General features: G+C 68.5%; 14 protein-coding genes and 5 pseudogenes. 7 read left to right on the forward strand and 12 right to left on the reverse strand.

Annotated features, from left to right (window positions below):
• Positions 1-38 precede the first annotated feature (38 nt).
• A complete protein-coding gene (locus QFZ76_RS01945; RefSeq protein WP_307679902.1) occupies positions 39-2,633 on the reverse strand; it encodes a tetratricopeptide repeat protein in 2,595 nt (864 codons plus the stop codon).
• Positions 2,634-3,249: 616 nt separating this feature from the next.
• Here QFZ76_RS01945 and QFZ76_RS01950 point away from each other — a divergent pair.
• A complete protein-coding gene (locus QFZ76_RS01950) occupies positions 3,250-4,098 on the forward strand; it encodes an IS5 family transposase (RefSeq protein ID WP_307672042.1) in 849 nt (282 codons plus the stop codon).
• On the forward strand, positions 4,095-4,493 hold the full coding sequence (locus QFZ76_RS01955; protein ID WP_307671989.1) for a hypothetical protein: 399 nt from the start codon (positions 4,095-4,097) through the stop codon (positions 4,491-4,493). The genes QFZ76_RS01950 and QFZ76_RS01955 overlap by 4 nt, the downstream gene beginning before the upstream one ends.
• Positions 4,494-4,721: 228 nt before the next feature.
• Here the strand turns inward: QFZ76_RS01955 and QFZ76_RS01960 are convergent, their stop codons facing one another.
• A complete protein-coding gene (locus QFZ76_RS01960; RefSeq protein WP_307672043.1) occupies positions 4,722-5,390 on the reverse strand; it encodes a response regulator transcription factor in 669 nt (222 codons plus the stop codon).
• On the reverse strand, positions 5,387-6,553 hold the full coding sequence (locus QFZ76_RS01965) for a sensor histidine kinase (protein WP_307672044.1): 1,167 nt from the start codon (positions 6,551-6,553) through the stop codon (positions 5,387-5,389). The genes QFZ76_RS01960 and QFZ76_RS01965 overlap by 4 nt, the downstream gene beginning before the upstream one ends.
• 211 nt (positions 6,554-6,764) lie before the next feature.
• Between QFZ76_RS01965 and QFZ76_RS01970 the strand changes: the two genes are divergently transcribed.
• Together QFZ76_RS01970 and cutA are read left to right on the forward strand one after the other, a co-directional pair.
• Positions 6,765-7,127, forward strand: coding sequence for a hypothetical protein (locus QFZ76_RS01970; protein WP_307672045.1), 363 nt, complete (start codon positions 6,765-6,767; stop codon positions 7,125-7,127).
• A gap of 227 nt (positions 7,128-7,354) precedes the next feature.
• A pseudogene (cutA, locus tag QFZ76_RS01975) lies at positions 7,355-7,513 on the forward strand (divalent cation tolerance protein CutA); the annotation flags it as partial.
• A gap of 22 nt (positions 7,514-7,535) precedes the next feature.
• On the opposite strand, the gene QFZ76_RS01980 reads toward cutA, so the two are convergent.
• From QFZ76_RS01980 to QFZ76_RS02010, 7 genes are all read right to left on the reverse strand, one after another.
• Entirely contained in the window at positions 7,536-7,751 is a 216-nt protein-coding gene (locus QFZ76_RS01980; protein ID WP_373464246.1) for a hypothetical protein, read from the reverse strand.
• A gap of 105 nt (positions 7,752-7,856) precedes the next feature.
• Positions 7,857-8,327 carry a DUF1772 domain-containing protein gene (locus QFZ76_RS01985; RefSeq protein ID WP_307672046.1) on the reverse strand — a complete coding sequence of 157 codons (471 nt, stop codon included), beginning with the start codon at positions 8,325-8,327 and terminating at the stop codon, positions 7,857-7,859.
• Complete coding sequence (locus QFZ76_RS01990; protein WP_307672047.1) at positions 8,324-8,752, reverse strand: ester cyclase; 429 nt, start codon at positions 8,750-8,752, stop codon at positions 8,324-8,326. Before QFZ76_RS01990 ends, QFZ76_RS01985 begins: the two co-directional genes overlap by 4 nt.
• Positions 8,749-9,843 carry an alkene reductase gene (locus tag QFZ76_RS01995; protein ID WP_307672048.1) on the reverse strand — a complete coding sequence of 365 codons (1,095 nt, stop codon included), beginning with the start codon at positions 9,841-9,843 and terminating at the stop codon, positions 8,749-8,751. Before QFZ76_RS01995 ends, QFZ76_RS01990 begins: the two co-directional genes overlap by 4 nt.
• Positions 9,844-9,883: 40 nt before the next feature.
• Positions 9,884-10,834, reverse strand: coding sequence for an alpha/beta hydrolase (locus QFZ76_RS02000; RefSeq protein WP_307672049.1), 951 nt, complete (start codon positions 10,832-10,834; stop codon positions 9,884-9,886).
• Positions 10,835-10,859: 25 nt separating this feature from the next.
• The gene (locus tag QFZ76_RS02005) at positions 10,860-11,423 is read right to left on the reverse strand and encodes a zinc-binding dehydrogenase (RefSeq protein WP_307672050.1); all 564 of its coding nucleotides are present in this window, start codon (positions 11,421-11,423) and stop codon (positions 10,860-10,862) included.
• 309 nt (positions 11,424-11,732) lie between these two features.
• On the reverse strand, positions 11,733-12,602 hold the full coding sequence (locus QFZ76_RS02010; protein ID WP_307672051.1) for a S9 family peptidase: 870 nt from the start codon (positions 12,600-12,602) through the stop codon (positions 11,733-11,735).
• 423 nt (positions 12,603-13,025) lie between these two features.
• Between QFZ76_RS02010 and QFZ76_RS02015 the strand changes: the two genes are divergently transcribed.
• The 3 genes and pseudogenes from QFZ76_RS02015 (at position 13,026) to QFZ76_RS02020 (ending at position 14,917) form a co-directional block, all read left to right on the forward strand.
• Positions 13,026-14,009: a helix-turn-helix domain-containing protein gene (locus QFZ76_RS02015; protein WP_307672052.1), complete on the forward strand. Its 984-nt coding sequence runs from the start codon at positions 13,026-13,028 to the stop codon at positions 14,007-14,009.
• 1 nt (position 14,010) lies between these two features.
• A pseudogene (locus QFZ76_RS51610) lies at positions 14,011-14,217 on the forward strand (hypothetical protein); the annotation flags it as partial.
• 82 nt (positions 14,218-14,299) lie between these two features.
• Positions 14,300-14,917, forward strand: a pseudogene (locus QFZ76_RS02020) (dihydrofolate reductase family protein).
• Positions 14,918-14,989: 72 nt separating this feature from the next.
• Here QFZ76_RS02020 and QFZ76_RS02025 read toward each other — a convergent pair.
• Both QFZ76_RS02025 and QFZ76_RS02030 read right to left on the reverse strand, forming a co-directional pair.
• Positions 14,990-15,845 (reverse strand): annotated as a pseudogene (locus QFZ76_RS02025) (IS110 family transposase); the annotation flags it as partial.
• Between the two features lie 10 nt (positions 15,846-15,855).
• Positions 15,856-16,476: pseudogene (locus tag QFZ76_RS02030) on the reverse strand (IS5 family transposase); the annotation flags it as partial.
• Positions 16,477-16,487: the final 11 nt, after the last annotated feature.

Below are 16,487 nucleotides of genomic sequence, written 5' to 3' on the forward strand. Positions count from 1 at the left end.
GTCGGCGTCTGTCGGCGCCAAGCAGTAAAACTTGCGTTTCACCGCAAGTAGGCCTCGAAACTTGCGCTGAAACGCAACTTTCGCCCACGCCGCGTGTGCACCGTGTGGACGCCCTGGTTACAGGGAAAGGGTCGGCTACGCCGTCTCCGCTCCAGGGTTCGACGCAGCCGACCGAGGTCTTGCTCGGCATGGGCCAGATTCTGTGGGTCGCCCGCCAACTGGCGGAAGACATAGACCGCTTTGCTCAACACTGTTTGGGCCGCCTGGAGGCGCCCCTGCTCCTTGAGTACCTGGCCAAAACACATCAGAACCCGGCCCAGTTGGTCCTCGTGGTACAGGAACATCCGAGCCAGCCGAGCCGCCTCTTGGAGATGGTCCAGGGACTCCTGTGCTCGTCCGGCGCGGTGAAAGGTCAGACCGAGGTTGGACAGGTGGGCGATATGGCGCGCCAGGTCACGAGTGTGAGCCGTGTACTCAGTCGCAATCTTCAGTGACTCGACTGCCTCGTCGTGGTGACCCAACATCGACTGTGCCGTCCCCAGCGCGCCAAGCGCCGTGGCCTCCCCGCGGGTGTCGGTGGCCATTCGGTAGTAGGCCACGGCGGCCTGGTAGGCCTCCTCGGCTTTCTCGGGGTGACCGCAACGGAGCCACGTCTCACCGATCTGGCACAGGCAGTCCGCCAAGCGAGCCGGGTCGCCGTGCTGCCGGAAGAGAGCCTCTGCCGCCTCATAGGACCGCAGGGCTTCCTCAGGCCGGTCCGCCTCCCCGAGGACGACACCGCGCTGCTGGGCGACCAGCGCATGGGCCAAGCTGCCGAGGAACGGGGCCACCTCACGGGCATCATCCAGCGTGGCCAACGCCTTCTCAAACTGGCCCAGTCCGGCCAGCGCCTCCGAGAGGTCGCCAAGCGCCCGGAACTCCTGGTGCCGGTTGCCGTGCCCCCGACGGCACGCGTCGACGGCAGACTCGGCGAGGCGGGCCCACTCTGCGTAGTAGCGGCGTTTGCTAAGGAACTCCTCCAACGCCAGGGCGAGCTCCACCCGCCACGTTGAGGCAGGTGCGGTGGTCGCTGCGGCAACCACGTTGACGCGCTCCGCCTCCAGCCAGACATCTGCCCTGCGATGAGCCAGGACCGCGCCCAGCGCGTCTTCCTTGCGCCGGATCACGGGAATTTCAGCGGCAAACCGGGCGGCGTCCCGGTAATGATGCATCAGCCGAAGCACCGCCTCCTCTCGGCCGTCCTCACTTGCATGCGCGCGCCCGAGCTCCTCGGCGTACAGGCGGATGAGGTCATGCATCGACCAGTGATCCCGTTCAGCCTCCGACAGTTCGTGGCCGCCTCGCCGGGACCGTTCCACCAGATGCATTGTCGCGAGGCCTCGCAGCGACAGACGGGCCGCATCTTCCGGGACGCCGAGCAGAACCGCGGCCGAAGCGGTGGAGACATCCTGGCCGGGCGCCGCCGCCAGCAGCCGGAACGCCTGTGCTCGGGGCGCTGGGAGATGCCGGTAGCAGAATGAGAAGCAGGCACGCACGGTCAACGGGCGCCCTTCGGCATCGGTGTCGTCGGCCTCCATGCCGTCCAGGAGGGTGCGGTCCAGTTCGTCAACCCGCTCGCGCAGGGAACGGTCGGGTTCTGTTCGCAGCAGGGCGACGACGATCCGCAGCGCGAGCGGCAGCTGGCCGCACAACTCGGCGACGCGGCGCACATCATCAGCGTGAGCAGCTTCAGTGTCGCGGTCCGGCGCGGCGACCTGGCCGTGGCCCGGTTCCGCGAGCCGGAGCCGGACGAACTGCTCAGCCTCCGCCGGCGGGAACGGGGCAAGGACAAGCCGCTGCCGGATCGCGTCCGTGTGCGTGTGCCGAGAAGTGACCAGTGCCCGGTGCGGAAGGAACGGGAACAGCTCCGTGATCTGCCCAGCCTGCCGCACGTTGTCCAGGACGATCAGCAGCCGCTTCTGCTGCGCGGCCAGTTCGTCCAGCAGCTTCCGCCAACGACGGACCTTCTCAGCCGGCACAGACGGCGGCTCCTCCCTCGGTCGCAGCGCACGCAGGAACGCATCCAGCGTCTCCTCCGGTATGGCGTCGTGGCCCGTGCTGTGGCCCCGCAGGTTGGCGAAAAGGACGCCTCCGGGGAACCAGCCGCGCTCCACCGCCTGCCGCGCAGCCTCGACCACCAGCGCCGTCTTCCCCACCCCGCCCATCCCCGTGACCTCCAAAACGGACGCAGCAGCCGTCGCGCGAGCGGGCATCTCAAGCCCCTCCCAGGGGCCCGGAACGTCCCTGCTCCCGCCTGCCGGATCCAGCCAGTCCATAAGCCCGCCCAGCGGCTCCTCCCGGCCCACGAACAAGCCATCAGCCGTGGGCAACTGCACCGGACCGGCCGCAGTTCGGGGTGCCCGCTCGGCGCGCGCCGCCGTGAGGAACTGCTCCCACCAGGGCTTGTCCCGCTTGGTCCAGAAGCCGCCCTCGCCCTTCGGCCGGGCAGCGGCACGCTCCTCAAGCCCGATCACCATGATCAGGAAGAACTCTGTGCTCGCCGTGCCGGGAATGGTGTTGCCCGACAGCCAGTCACTGACCGTGGACGTCGACGACTCCACCGGCGGCTTGCTGTCCCTGCCCCAGGCGAGCATCGCTTCCAATCCGGGAGTCCCCGCCGCCCGGTACGTCAGCGACAACTCCCTCCAGAACCTGTCGGCTTGACCGGCCACGCTGCCCCCCGCCCGGCGGGACCCCCCGCCTCACCCGGCCTCAAGTTCCGACTTCCGACCTTAGGCATCCCCGGAAAACCCGGAAATGACCCCTTTAGCAGGCCAGAGCGCCTTCCCCCCCTCAACAGGCCGCGCCGGAAGCCCTGTTGATGTGCAGGACTGGAGGCCACGCCGACCCAGCCCGCGGTCGGCCAAGCACATGGAGGTCCTCGTGCCGAACCCCTCAACCACCCCGGCGCCCCACGCCAGCCGCGACCAATTCCTGCCGGCCCTCGTGCGCATCGCAGCCGCGGCAGTCAGCGGCGCTGTGCGCGCCTGGGTCAGCTGGATCCTGGACCGCTAGGCCCCTCGCGTGGACGGCTCTCACAAACGCCGCCCGTCACCGCACCAACAGCAGCCAACCCGCACCCGCAGCACGTCCTATCCGCCCGCTCAGTGGGCGGTTCGTGAGTCTTTGAGGGGATCTGCTGTCGCCTGATGGTGTGGCGGCGTGGCGGAATCTGCCGGTCCGCGGTTGTTGATCTGGTGATGTGACCGGGTGAGTGAACGCAAGCCGTACCCGAGCGACTTGTCGGACGAGCAGTGGGCGTTGATCGAGCCGGTGATCACCGCATGGAAGGACCGGCACCGCTCGGTCAGCGGCCACCAGGGCGCCTACGACATGCGGGAGATCGTGAACGCGATCCTCTACCAGGGGCGGACCGGCTGCCAGTGGGCCTATCTCCCGCACGACCTGCCGCAGAAGAGCGCGACCTACTACTACTTCGCCGCCTGGCGGGACGACGGAACCGACCAGGTCATCCACGAACTCCTGCGCTGCCAGGTCCGTGAACGCGCCCGCCGATTAGAGGACCCGACCCTGGTGGTCCTGGACACCCAGAGTGTCCACGCGGCCGCCGGGGTCCCCGCCGCCACGAGTGGCCGGGATCCGGCCAAGCGGGTGCCCGGCCGCAAACGCGGACTGGCCGTGGACGTCCTCGGCCTGGTCATCGCAGTCGTCGTCCTCGCCGCGAACGCGCACGACAACGCCGCGGGCATCATCCTGCTGGACCAGGTCGCCGAGCACGCCGGCGACACCGTCCGCAAGGCCCTGGTCGACCAGGGCTTCAAGAACCAGGTCGTGATGCACGGCGCCGGCCTGGGAATTGACGTCGAGATCGTCGCACGCAACCCGCAGGACAAGGGGTTCGTGCCGCAGCCGAAGCGGTGGAGGGTCGAGCAGACCTACGGGATCCTGATACTGCACCGGCGCCTGGTCCGCGACTACGAGCACCGCCCCTCCTCCTCCGCCTCCCGCGTCTACTGGGCTATGACTCATGTCATGACCCGACGCCTCACCGGCGCGAACGCCCCCACCTGGCGCGAAGAACAGGCGGTGGCAGCGTGAACATCCAGCCCCTGCTCGATGCCCTGGACCTCCAGGAAGACGCCGCCCGGGCCCTGGCCGACGACCTTCGCACGCAGATCGACGGCCTGCAGACCCGGTTGCGGGAGGCCGGGATGCACCTGGAGCACCTCACGATCAACCGCAAGACCGTCACCGGCCTCGCCGACCGGCTCCCGGCCCTCGCGCCAGACCTGCCCGAGCACCCGGACTACCCCCGCATCCTCGCCGCCATCAACCACGCGACCGGGCCGCTACGGGCCAAGGACGTCTGCGAAGCCCTCGGCCACGAACTGCTGCCGAAGAACGTCGAAGGTACCCGCGCCAAGCTGAAGCGACTGGTCAAACTCGGCATCCTCACCGAGGCCGACACCGGCAACTTCGCCAGGAAGCAATAGCCGACGGAACCTCCACCAGCGTCCTTGCTCCCATTTCAGCCAGAAACAGACATTGCCTTACGAACCGGCCACTGAGATCACGGCGTTGTCGCTCACCGGTTCCAACAGGGCCCCGCTCCGCCATTTCCTGCCGCCCTCAGCGGCACGGATGCCCGCAGGTACAAGGCGGCAAGGGCACTCGGCGCGGTACAGCCGGCAGCGTCTGCGGTCGCGTGCCGCCAGGCCCGCCTACCCGCCCGGTGTCACCAGCCCCGTCTCGTACGCCACCACCACCGCCTGCGCCCGGCTGTCCAGGTCCAGCTTGGTCATGGTGCGGTTGAGGTGGGTCTTGACCGTCGCTTCGCTTATGGAGAGCCGGTCGGCGATCTCCGGGTTGGACAGGCCGCGCGCGATGAGCTTGAGGACTTCGACCTCGCGGGACGTCAACGTGCCCAGGTCCAGAGGGGGTTGGGCGCCCGGCTCGGACCGGGCCTGGTGGGCGAATGCTTCGACCAGCCGCCGGGTCACGGTGGGAGCGAAGAGCGCGTCGCCGCCCCCGACCGCGGCCACCGCTGCCAGCAGCCGCTCGGGGCCTGAGTCCTTGAGCAGAAAGCCGGACGCGCCGGCGCGCAATGCTCCGTAGACGTATTCGTCGAGGTCGAAGGTGGTCAGGATCAGCACCCGGGGAGCGGGGCCGGCCGCGTCCGCGATGATGCGCTTGGTGGCCTGGATGCCGTTCATGCCGGGCATGCGGATGTCCATCAGGATCACGTCGGGCCGCGTTTTGGCGGCCAGCCGCACCGCCTCCTCGCCGTCTCCCGCCTCGCCGGCGACCTCGAAGCCGGGCGCGGCGTCGAGCAGGCCGACGAGGCCGGCGCGGATGAGGAACTGATCGTCGACGACGAGCACTCTGGTCATCTCGTACGCTCGTCTCCCCACCGTGCGCCAGTCGCCGACGTCGGCAGAGTCAGGCGGACCGCGAAACCCCCCTCGGCGCGTGGGCCGACGCTGATCGTCCCGCCGTAGAGCTTGGCCCGCTCCCGCATGCCAATCAAGCCATGTCCGGCACCCGTCGCGACATTGTCCGAAATCACCTCCTCTCCGTCGTTGGTGACGCTGACTGTCAGTTGGTGCTGCCAGTAGTGGAGCCGCACCTGCGCATCGGCATGGCGGGTGTGTTTGAGGACGTTGGTCAAGGCCTCCTGGACGACGCGGTACGCGCACAACTCGACGCCGGGCGGAAGCGGACGCACGGTGCCCTCGACGCTCAGCTCGACCAGGACGCCTCCGGCCCGGACGCGCTCGACCAGGTCATCGAGGCGGGCGAGGGTGGGCATGGGCGCGGCAGAATCCGCGCCGCCCAGATCATGTTCCCGCAGGACATGGAGCATGCGCCGCAACTCCTCCAGGGCCTCCCCGCTGGTGTCCTCGATAGTGCTGAGCGCGCCCCGGGCCGTCGCGGCATCGGAGTCGAGGACGAACCGGGCCAGGCCCGCCTGCACGGAGATCACCGACATGTGGTGGGCGACGACGTCGTGCAGTTCCCGCGCTATGCGCCCGCGTTCGGCGGCGACCTCACGGCGGGCCCGCTCGGCCTGCTCGACGCGCAGCTGCTGGGCGAGTTCGCGGGAGCGGCGGGCCAGAGTGCCGAACCACACCAGCACGGCGCAGTACACCAGTGCCTGGGCCACGACCAACCCCATGGCCGGGCTGTCGCTGATCACACCGCTGTACACCCATTTGGCGGTCATCACGGCCGCACAGCCGATGGCGAGCCGTGCCGGGCGCACGGATGCCACCGTGTACAAGGCGAGCATCGAGCCGAACACGGACAACACCGGCCAGTACCCCAGGCTGATGTAGGCGACGCTCGCGCACTGCACGGCTGCGAAGACCACGAGCGGTGCCCGGCTCCGCAGAGCGACGGGCAGATGCGCCAGGGCGAGCAGCACGTAGGCATTCGCGTCGAGTTCCGGCCAGCCCTGCGCCACCGACTCCTGTCCCAGCCTGACGGCCGCCCAGACCATGACGAGCGCGACCAGCGTGTCGACGACGAACGGGCGGGGCGTACGCAAGCGCATCGCCGCAGCGTAACGCCGGCACCCGCGGGGCGGCGTCAACCTTTGGCGGTACCGCGGAAGTTGCAGGAACCCCTACCGCGAAAGTCGCCGGGTCCACGCGGCTACCGCGCGCGGTGGGGCGGGAGTTCCACCCACCGCGGGACGCGACAGCCGCGCCGCCGTCCCTACCGTCATGGCACAGGGACACATCAGCTCGTTCAACGGAGGAAACATGACCATTTCCACGAAGTTGGCAGCCGCGACCGGAGCCGCGCTGACGGCGGGCCTGCTTATGGCCGCGCCGGCTTCCGCTGGATCGACGGGGACGACCGCAGCATGCCCGGCAACTCTCTCCCCCGAGACCGACGGCGGCGCGGCCTCGTGGTCGATCGAGTGCGTGGGGAGCAAGGTCTACATCGACGGCTGGGTAAGGGACACGGATGCTGACGGAAAGTGCGCCTGGATCAAGGCCTTCGCCAGTTTCACGGACGGCAGCAGCCGCAAGGATGCCAAGGCGTGCCCGAAGAACACCACCACGAGGTTCAACTGGGTAGCCAACGGCACCGAGATCAGGGCGTACCTCTACGTGGCATAGCGCCGCGGACCGGGGGATTCAGGGACGCAGCACTGCTCGACCTTGCAGGGGAAGCGGTCCGGCCCCCTCAAGGCCTGAGCTGCACAAAGGCCCCGCACTCGTGGATCTATCGGGAGTGCGGGGCTCTTTTCCGTTCCTGCGTTGCGGGGTCACTGTGGTGACCCGGGGCCGGTGGCCGGCGAACCTTCCGAGTACGGTCCCAGCATCCGCATGCGAAGGGGACCGCCGTGGCCGAGTACCTGACCGTTCTGACCACGACTGACGCCCTCGACAAGGCCGAGGCTCTGGCCAGCAGCGCCGTGGAGGCGACGGTGGCGGTCTGCGCACAGATCGGGGGGCCGATCACCAGCGTCTACCGGTGGGAGGGCGCGGTACAGACTGACCAGGGGGCGGGTGCTGTATAACAGGTCATCTCAATTGGCTAGGCGGCGGTAGCAGATCGTGCATGTCTGCTGCGAATTCGGGGCTGTCCATGTAGGCGGTGGTGACCTCGCCGGGGTCGGCGTCGTCGGGGTAAGAGATCAGCGCGATCAGGCGGTGCGCCTCGGTGGCATGGTCGGTCCAGATGCCGTGCGTGGTGACGCCGAAGGCGCGCAGGCTGGGGATGTGTCGCGGCCAGTGCACGGTCGCGTAGTCGTGGAGCGCTTCGGCCGTGCGCAGGGTGTAGATCCTGAGCTGGTGATCCTTTCGGTCTGGGCGGTGGACTGCGGCATGGGGCGGAGTGCCGGGTCAGCTGATGAGGCTTGCGCCCAGAGCGAGGACGGCCAGGCCCTGCAGGACGGCTCGGGGGACGATGATGCGGTCCCAGTCCCGCTGCAGGCTGCGGGCGTTGGCAGGGGTTTCGTGGGCGTCGGCGGCCGCGGTGAGTTGGCGGTTGATGGGTGCGCTGGTGCGCAGGTAGAGCAGCACCCAGACCACCAGCAGCAGGAAGGCCGCTGCTGCGGTCACCGATCCAGCGGGTCGGCCGGCCACCGCGGCGAGCACGGACGCGGCGGCGGCTGCGACGACGCCGAGGATTCCGGGGACTGGCATGCGCCGGTCGGCGAAGCGGTGCACGTTGCCCATGACCGCGGTAAGAGAAGTGTCATCGACGCGCTCGAGCGCGTCGCGCTGAACCAGCGCGCAGAACACGTCGGTGCCGTAGACGATCCCCGTGCTCAGGATCGCCAGCAACGCGGCGAGTTGCGAGAGAAGTGTCATGCCTTCGCCTCCGGGCCGTCGAGCGGCGGCAGGACGCCGATCTGCTGGAACATCTGCATCAGGTTCAGCTCGTCCCAGTGCTCGACGAACATGCCGTCATCGACGCGCCAGATGTCGATGCTGCGCATCTCGACGCGTTGGCCGCTGGCAGGGATGCCCAGCAGGTCCCCGGTGTGGGTGCCGCGGTAGACGAAGCGGCCGACGACGCGGTCACCGGAGACGATCAGGTCTTCCATCGTGACTTTCACGTCGGGCAGGCCGGTGAAGAACGCGGCCCAGAACTGGCGGTTGGCCTCGCGTCCGTCGGCGACGAAGTTGTTATGGTTGATGTAGTCCCTGGCGACGAATCGGTCCACCAGGTCCGGGTTGTGGGTGTTGGTCATCTCGACGAAGAGCTCAGCAAGCTGGGGTCCGGAGGTGGTCACGCGGTCTCCTCATGGTGGTTGGCACCGCTGGCGGCCGCCGCGGCGAGGGTGGGGTAATCGGTGTAACCGCGGTGGTCGCCGCCGTAGAACGTGGCCGGGTCGGCCTGGTTCAGCGGTGCGCCCGAGCGGAGGCGGGCCGGGAGGTCGGGGTTGGCCAGTGCCGTCGTGCCGACCGTGATGACGTCCGCCAGGCCGGCGTCGAGGTCGGCGACGCGCGTGTCGATGTCGGCGCCCGCACGGTTGAGGAACAGGGCCATCGGCCACTGCTGCCGCAGTTGCCGCAGCAACTCCTCGTCGCCGCCGTGGATCAGGTGGAGGTAGGCGAGGCTCAGCGGTGCCAGGGCCGTGACGAGTGCCGGGTACAGGTCTCGGGTATCGTGCTCGGCGATGTCGTTGTAGGGGTTGCCCGGCGAGATGCGCAGACCGGTGCGTTCGGCGCCGATCTCGTCGGCCACCGCCGAGGCCACCTCGACGGCGAAGCGGATGCGGTCGGCGATCGGGCCGCCGTAGCGGTCGGTGCGCTGGTTGGTGTTGCCTGCCAGGAACTGGTGGACCAGGTAGCCGTTGGCGCCGTGGATCTCCACCCCGTCGAAGCCTGCGGCGATGGCCGCAGACGCCGCGTGCCGGAATTCGTCGACCACCCCGGCGACTTCACCGGTGGCCAGCGCCCGCGGGGTGGGCATGTCCTGCAGGCCTGCGGCCGTGAACATCGCGCCTTGGGGGCGGACGGCCGAGGGGGCGACGGGCTGGCGGTGGTGGGGGGTGTTGTCGGGGTGGGAGATGCGGCCGATGTGCATGAGCTGGACGACGATGCGCCCGCCGGCAGCGTGCACCGCGCTGGTGACCTCCTGCCAGCCTGCGATGTGCGCCTCGGTGTAGATGCCGGGGGTCAGCAGGTAGCCCTGGCCGTCGGCGGAGGGCTGGGTGCCCTCGGTGATGATGAGGGCCATCTCCGCGCGCTGACGGTAGTACGCGCGGTTGAGGTCGGTGGGGACGCCGTCCGGTCTGGAGCGGTCACGGGTCATCGGCGCCATGGCCAGGCGGTGCGGCAGCTGGAGGGCGCCGACGGTGATGGGGGTCCAGAGGGTCATTGCATTCTTTCCGTGCAGTGGGTGGCTGGGTGGTGGCGGTTCAGATCGACTTCAGGACCCGGATGCGGTCGGCGATGGCACGCCGGGCGACGTCGGAGGTGAAGGCGATGGAGTCGAACTCGTGCGGGGCGCCGGGGTGCAGGTGGTATTCGACCGGCACGCCGGCGCGGCTGAGTTTGGTCGCGTAGGCGGTGTCCTCGTCGCGGAACAGGTCGGGCTGGCCGACCTCGATGTAGGCCGGCGGCAGGCCGGTCGCGTCCTCGAGCCGGGCCGGGGCAGCCGTGGCCGGGACGTCGGGCCCGCCAGCAGCCTCGCCGAGCAGGGCCGGCCATGCGGTGAGGCTGTCGTCGTAGGACCACAACAGATAGGGCGCGATGTGCGGATCGGGAGTGGGGATGCGGTCGTCAAGCATCGGCATGATGAGGATCTGGCGGGCAATCGTCGGGCCGCCACGCTCGCGCGCCAGGATCGACACGGCCGCAGCCAGGCCGCCGCCGGCGCTGTCGCCCATCACACCGATCCGGTCGGAGTCGACGCCGAGATCGGATGCGTGCTCGTGCAGCCAGCGCAGCGCCGCATAGGCGTCTTCGAGCGGGGTCGGGAAGGGATGCTCGGGGGCACGGCGGTACTCGACCGACAGCATCGGCACGCCGCTGGCGGACACGTAGCGGGCGACCGGCCCGTCGAACAGGTCGATGTGGCCAAAGATGTACCCGCCGCCGTGGAAGAACACCACCGCCGGACCCGGTGTGGCGCCGTCCTTGGCGTACCAGCGCATCGTGATCTGTGCGCCGTCGTCGGCGATCGCGAAGTGCTCGCTGGTCTTGACGTCGGTCGGGATCGGCTGGGCGGTTCCCGCGGCGCCGATGATCGGCTCCCAGAGCGCGCGCTGCGCCGCGACGTCACCCACAGCTGGTGGCGTGGCGTCGGCCATTGCACCGGCCATCGGGGCCAGCGCTTCGGCGATTTCCGGATCCAGGCTGAGGGCCATGACTGTTGCCTTCCGGAGTCGGGGGTCAGGCGGTGGGCGGGACGACGATGGCCTTGCCGTGCACCGCGCCTGCGGCGGCGCGGGCGTGCAGCGTCGGCAATTCGGCCAGCGGCACCCGCTCGGCGACGGCGACGTGCAGTTCCCCGCGGTCGACCAGCGCCACCAACTGCGCCAGCTGCTCGGCGTCACTGCGGACGAACAGGTCAATGCCGCGCACACCGTGCTCCTCGTCGGAAGGGGCGGGCATCCACACCGTGGTGTTCACCAGCACTCCACCGGAACGGATCAGCCCAGGGAGTGCGGCCAACTGCGCCGGGTCGATCGGCGCGACGTTGAGTACGACGTCGACCGGTTCGGTCACCGCCGCGGTCACCTCGGTGGCGGTGTGGTCGACGACCTCGTCGGCACCCGCCGTCCTGACCTGCTTGCTGCTGCGCGGGCTGGCCGTGGCGATCACGTGGGCACCGGTGTTCTTGGCCAGCTGCACCGCGTAGCCGCCGACCGCGCCCCCGGCGCCGTTGATCAGCACGCGCTGCCCGGCGGTCAGCTTGCCGTGGTCGAACAGCGCCTGGTACGCGGTCAGTCCCACCAGCGGCAGCGCGGCCGCATCAGCCAGCGGGATGCCCTTCGGTGCCGCCGCGAGGATCTCGGCCGGGGCGAGGACGTACTGAGCCTGCGCCGCTAGTACAGCGCTTTCGCGCTCAGCCCAGCGGGGAATATTGATGGTCGATGGGCGCTACCGTGTTGCGACGCTACCAACGGGCCGACTGCCCCTCTGCGTCCTGGTGTTCGCCGCGGTGTACTCGCTTGTAGCGGGACTGTCCTATCTGGTCAGACAGTGCATTGCCCTCGTTCCGGTACCGTTTGAGGTGGACGACCACCCCAGCGTGGTGGTGGGTCAGGCGACGAAGCGCTTAAACCAGTCGAGCATCGGCTGCGGGTTCTCGGGCAGGTAATTGTAGCCGTCGAAACGCCGGTTCGTGCCCTCGACCCAGATGAGATCCTTCCGGTCGGTCGGCATGGCGTCAAAGATCGCCTGCACGTCATCGGGCGTGGTCAGCGTGTCGTCGCGGACCTGCAGCAGCAGCGTCGGAATGTCCACTGCCATGGCGTATTGCGGCATGTCCATGTCTTTCAGTTCCATGCTGGTTGCGCGGCGCAGGGCGTCCGCGACCTCCGGCAGCGCGTCTGGCATGCCCATGTGGCCGAGAATTGTGCGGTAGAAGGCGCTCAGCGAGATCGGTTGCGGCGCGACGATCGCCCGGACATCCTCGAACTCTTCAGGGTGCTTGGACATGCCGACCATCGTCGCGTTCATGCCGCAGCAGCGGCTGAGCAGGCCGATCTTCATGTTCTTGAGGTCGGGCTGCGAGCGGACGTAGCGCAGCGAGCCGATCACATCGCGATACTCGCGAATGCCGTTGCCGATCGCGCCGCCGCTGCCGACCGCGCTCTGGCCGAAATTACGCAGGTCGTAGGCCAGGATGTTGTAGCCGGCTTCGTGCAGGTGCTTGTAGTCCGGCATGAAGTTGACTTCGATGTTGTTGCCGCTCGCCTCCCAGGCGTCGCTGTAGGGCTTGAGGTGCCCGGGGAAGCCGTAGCGGTTTGCCCAGATGGGGTGGTTGGCGATAATCAGACGATCGCTGTCGGCCGGTATGAACCAGCCCTCGATCGTCACGCCGTCCATCGCGGGGAAGAAGACATCGGAGAAGGCGATGCCGTCGTCCGCCGGCGAGCGGAGGATCGGCGAGCGCGCTGGGTTCGCCATGGCAGAGACCAGACCGGCGACCAGCTCGGCGCGAGTCGGGAGAGTTGCTTCAGTGTCCGTAACTTGGGTTCATGTGCTGTCCCTAAGAATGTGAGGCGGTCCGGGAGGACCGGGTGTGGCTGCTGTGGTATGGCCGTTGATGGCTCGAAAGAAATGGCCGCCCGGTCCTCCGGGACGATCCGGCCACTGATTGAAAACTGCGGTCATCGCTGGTTAGGGACCTGTCGGCGGAGTGCCCTTCGGACCACGGCATGTGGATCACGAGGGATACGGAGCGACGAACTTGAGTACGCGGCAGGCACGGGCGGAAGATCGTCAACGGTCGGGACGTAGCCAAGAGTAGGAACGAGTGTGCATAGAAAGCGTGTACGTTTGCGACACCAGATGGGATCCAGGCGACGTCTTCATCGGCGCGGAGGGCGGATGAGCAGGAGACTTCATTTACTCGGACCGAGCGGCAAGGTGGGCACGTTCACCGCCGACGCCGACTCCACAGGCACCGGTCGGCGTACGTGGGAGTCGTTCGTCGACACCTGGAACGCCCGTATGGGAGACCTGTACCCCCTGCCGGAGTTCAGCTCCTCCACGCTCGACGGCTTCCAGGGAGTCATGCGCTCGGTGACCCTGCAGGACACCGCCGTCAACGAACTCTGGGGCTCCTCGTCCCTGCGCACCCAGACAGTCGGTACGCACGAACACGACCACATCAGGCTGTACGTAGTGCTCCGAGGTGCGATGACCCTGCGGGACCCGCACGACCAGGGCGGTGACGCCCACGTCTCGACCGGCACCTACTTCATGCACCACGTCGTGACGGAGAACCACTTCCACACGACGCCCGAGATCGGCAACCGCATCTTCATCTTCCCCGGTGACGACCTGCGGTCTCTGGTCTCCGGGAAACCACGCGCCGGGCAGGCCACCTCGCCCGCGGCGCAGGTCCTCATGGCACACACCACCATGATCCAGCGGACCGTGAGTGACCTCGGCCCGGCGGCCGCGCACGCTTCCCGCAACGCCCTGCTAGAACTCGCCAAAGGGTTGATCCTCGACCACTTCGACGACCGCGAGCCCACTTTCACCCCGGCACTGGCGCAAGCGGCCAAGGACCTGGCCGATGCCCGGCTCACCGACGCGGAGCTGTCGCCGGCCACGGTCGCCGCACACCTCCACGTCTCCGTCCGCACCCTTCAGCGGGCCTTCGCGAGTCTGGACGAGTCGTTCAGCGCCTACATCCGCCGCCGACGCCTGGAGAAAGCGGCCCAGGCACTCACCGCCCCCGGATCACGCCTCACCGTCTCCGAGGCCGCCGCACGCTGGCACTTCACCGACAGCAGCCACTTCATCCGCGCATTCAAGAAGCAGTATCAAGCGACACCGGCGCAGTTCGCACGCCGACCGGCCTGACGCCCAGCAACGGTGGCGGGCCGTGAACGCACCCCACCTCGTCGCCCTGGTCCGTGCCGGAGCCCGCTTCGAGCGTGGCCACCTCGTCGAACGCTCCGAGAGCCACGCGGCCTGGACGATCACAATTGATCCACGGGTCATGACTCCTGCCCCCTCAGCCCGGCAGCAGGCTGGCGCGTCGGGCCGATTAGTTTTGCCGGTTGGCTGAAGTCTCCCTTGTGACAAGCCCCCCCGTCGGCGGATCAGGAAACGCCGGATCCCGGTGTCATGGAGGAGAGATGGAGTACAGGATGAACAATCCGATTCGGCTGTACATGTCGATGTCGCTCGACGGCTACATCGCCGGCCCGGACGATCGGCCAGGGCAGGAGCTCGGACGCGACGGTGGACGGCTCTTCAACTGGCTCGACGACCGGGAGTCCGACGGTCCGAGCGGCCAGGTCTACCGCGAAACGCTGGCGACCGGCGCGGTGATCTCCGGCCGTCGGACCTTCGAACTCGCCGGGCGCTGACAGGGCGACCATCACGACGGCGTGCCGATCTTCGTCCTCACCCACCAGGTGGATGACGGGGACGTGCCACCCGGCCACGCGCGTTTCGTCACCAATGTCGAGGACTGTGCCCGTCAGGCTCACGCAGCCGCAGGGGACCGGCCGGTCATGGTCCACGGGGCGGGGGCGGCCCAAGCACTTCTCCGAGCCGGGCAGCTGGACGAGATGGAGATCCATCTGGTTCCGGTCCTCCTCGGGGACGGTCACCGCATTTCGGCACGCCATGCTCTACCAGGTCGCCGTCTTCACGATCACTGCGCTGATCAGCCTCCGGCTCCGCGACCGACCTGGCACCGTACCCGTGCACGGCCATCGCAGTCACAGCGCAAGGGCACGCAGGTAACGGCGCGCAGCTGAACTCCGGTGATGGCGTCGTTGCGCCTCTTCGGGAACTCACGTGGTGATCTCGGTGATTCCTAATGCGGTTTGTCAAGCCGCGAGTGTGCTTGGTGGCGCGGGTTCGTAGGTCCGTCCCTCGCGGAGGAGGGCCCAGAGGACGTTGACGCGGCGGCGGGCCAGGGCGAGGACGGCCTGGATGTGGCGTTTGCCTTCGGCTCGCTTGCGTTCGTAAAACCGGCGGGAGTCCTCACAGCTTCGGATGCTGAACAACGCGGAGATGTAAGACGCGTTGGAGTCGGCGGTTGTAGCGTCGCGGGCGGCGGAGGTTGCCGCTGATCTTGCCAGAGCCGCGGGGCACGGGAGCAACGCCGTCGAAGCCGGCGAGGCGGTCAGGAGTGCCGAAGAGACTCATGTCGCCGCCGGCCGCGGCCAGGAACTCGGCGCCTAGGATCACGCCCAGGCCCGGCATGCTGGTGATCACTTCGAAGTCCCGATGTTCGCGAAACCGGGCCTCGATCGCCTTGTCGAGTTCGGCGACCTGCTGGTTGAGAGCCATCACTTCCCGCGCGAGCGTGTACACCATCTGGGAGGTCAGTTTCTCGCGGGGCAGGCTGCTGTACTGGCGCCCGGCGGCCTCCCACGCTGCCTCGGCGATCCGGTCGGAGCGGAGGACCTTGCGGTTGCGCAGCCAGGTCTCGAGCCGCTTCTTGCCTGTCCGGCGGATGGCGGCCGGGGTCTGGTAGCCGGTCAGCAGCGTGAGCGGGCCGGTGTTGGTCAAGTCCAGGGCCCGCTCCAGGCCGGGGAAGGTATCGGTGAGTTGGGCGCGGAGCCGGTTGACGGTGCGGGTGCGGGCGGCGACCAGGTCCATGCGACGGCCGGTGAGAATCCTGAGGTCGGTGACGGTCTCGTCGCCGGGGCGTAAGAAGCCGTTGTCTTTCCGGAGTTGAAGACTGCGTTTCCGCTGGTCGGGCATAGGGCCGACGATTGACGATCGCCAGGACCAGGGCGAGCGTGGCCAGGCAGTGCTCGACGAGACTGCCGGTGTAGCCGCCATCCGCCCAGACCAGGGCCAGCCGGTGGTGCGCGTCGGCGACTTGGTGCAGCAGGACCTGGGCTGCGGCGCGGTCGCCGACATCCGCGGCGGTGACCATCACCGCGAGCAGCAGGCCGAGGGCGTCGACCACGACATGCCGCTTACGGCCGTTGATCAGCTTGCCGCCGTCGAAGCCGCGGCTGTCGGAGCCGACGACCGCGTCCGCCTTCACCGACTGCGAGTCGATCACTGCGGCCGTCGGCTCCGCGTCGCGGCCCGCCTTCTCGCGGACCTGCGCACGTAGCCGGTCATGGAACTCCTTGGCCAGGTAATGGTCGCGCCAGCGGCGGAAGAACGCGTACACACGGTCCCACGGCGGGAAGTCGGCCGGCATCGCCCGCCACTTGATGCCGTTGTCCACGAGGTAGCGGATTGCATCGAGTGCAGCCCGGTGGCAGTACGCCTCCGGCCGGCCGCCGCGACCGCGCATCCAGCCCGGCACCGGCAGCAACGGCCGGACGGCCGCCCACTCCGCGTCCGTCATGTCCGTCGGGT

Source organism: Streptomyces sp. V4I2, from assembly GCF_030817655.1.
In the GTDB taxonomy this organism is placed as follows: Bacteria; Actinomycetota; Actinomycetes; order Streptomycetales; family Streptomycetaceae; genus Streptomyces; species Streptomyces plumbiresistens.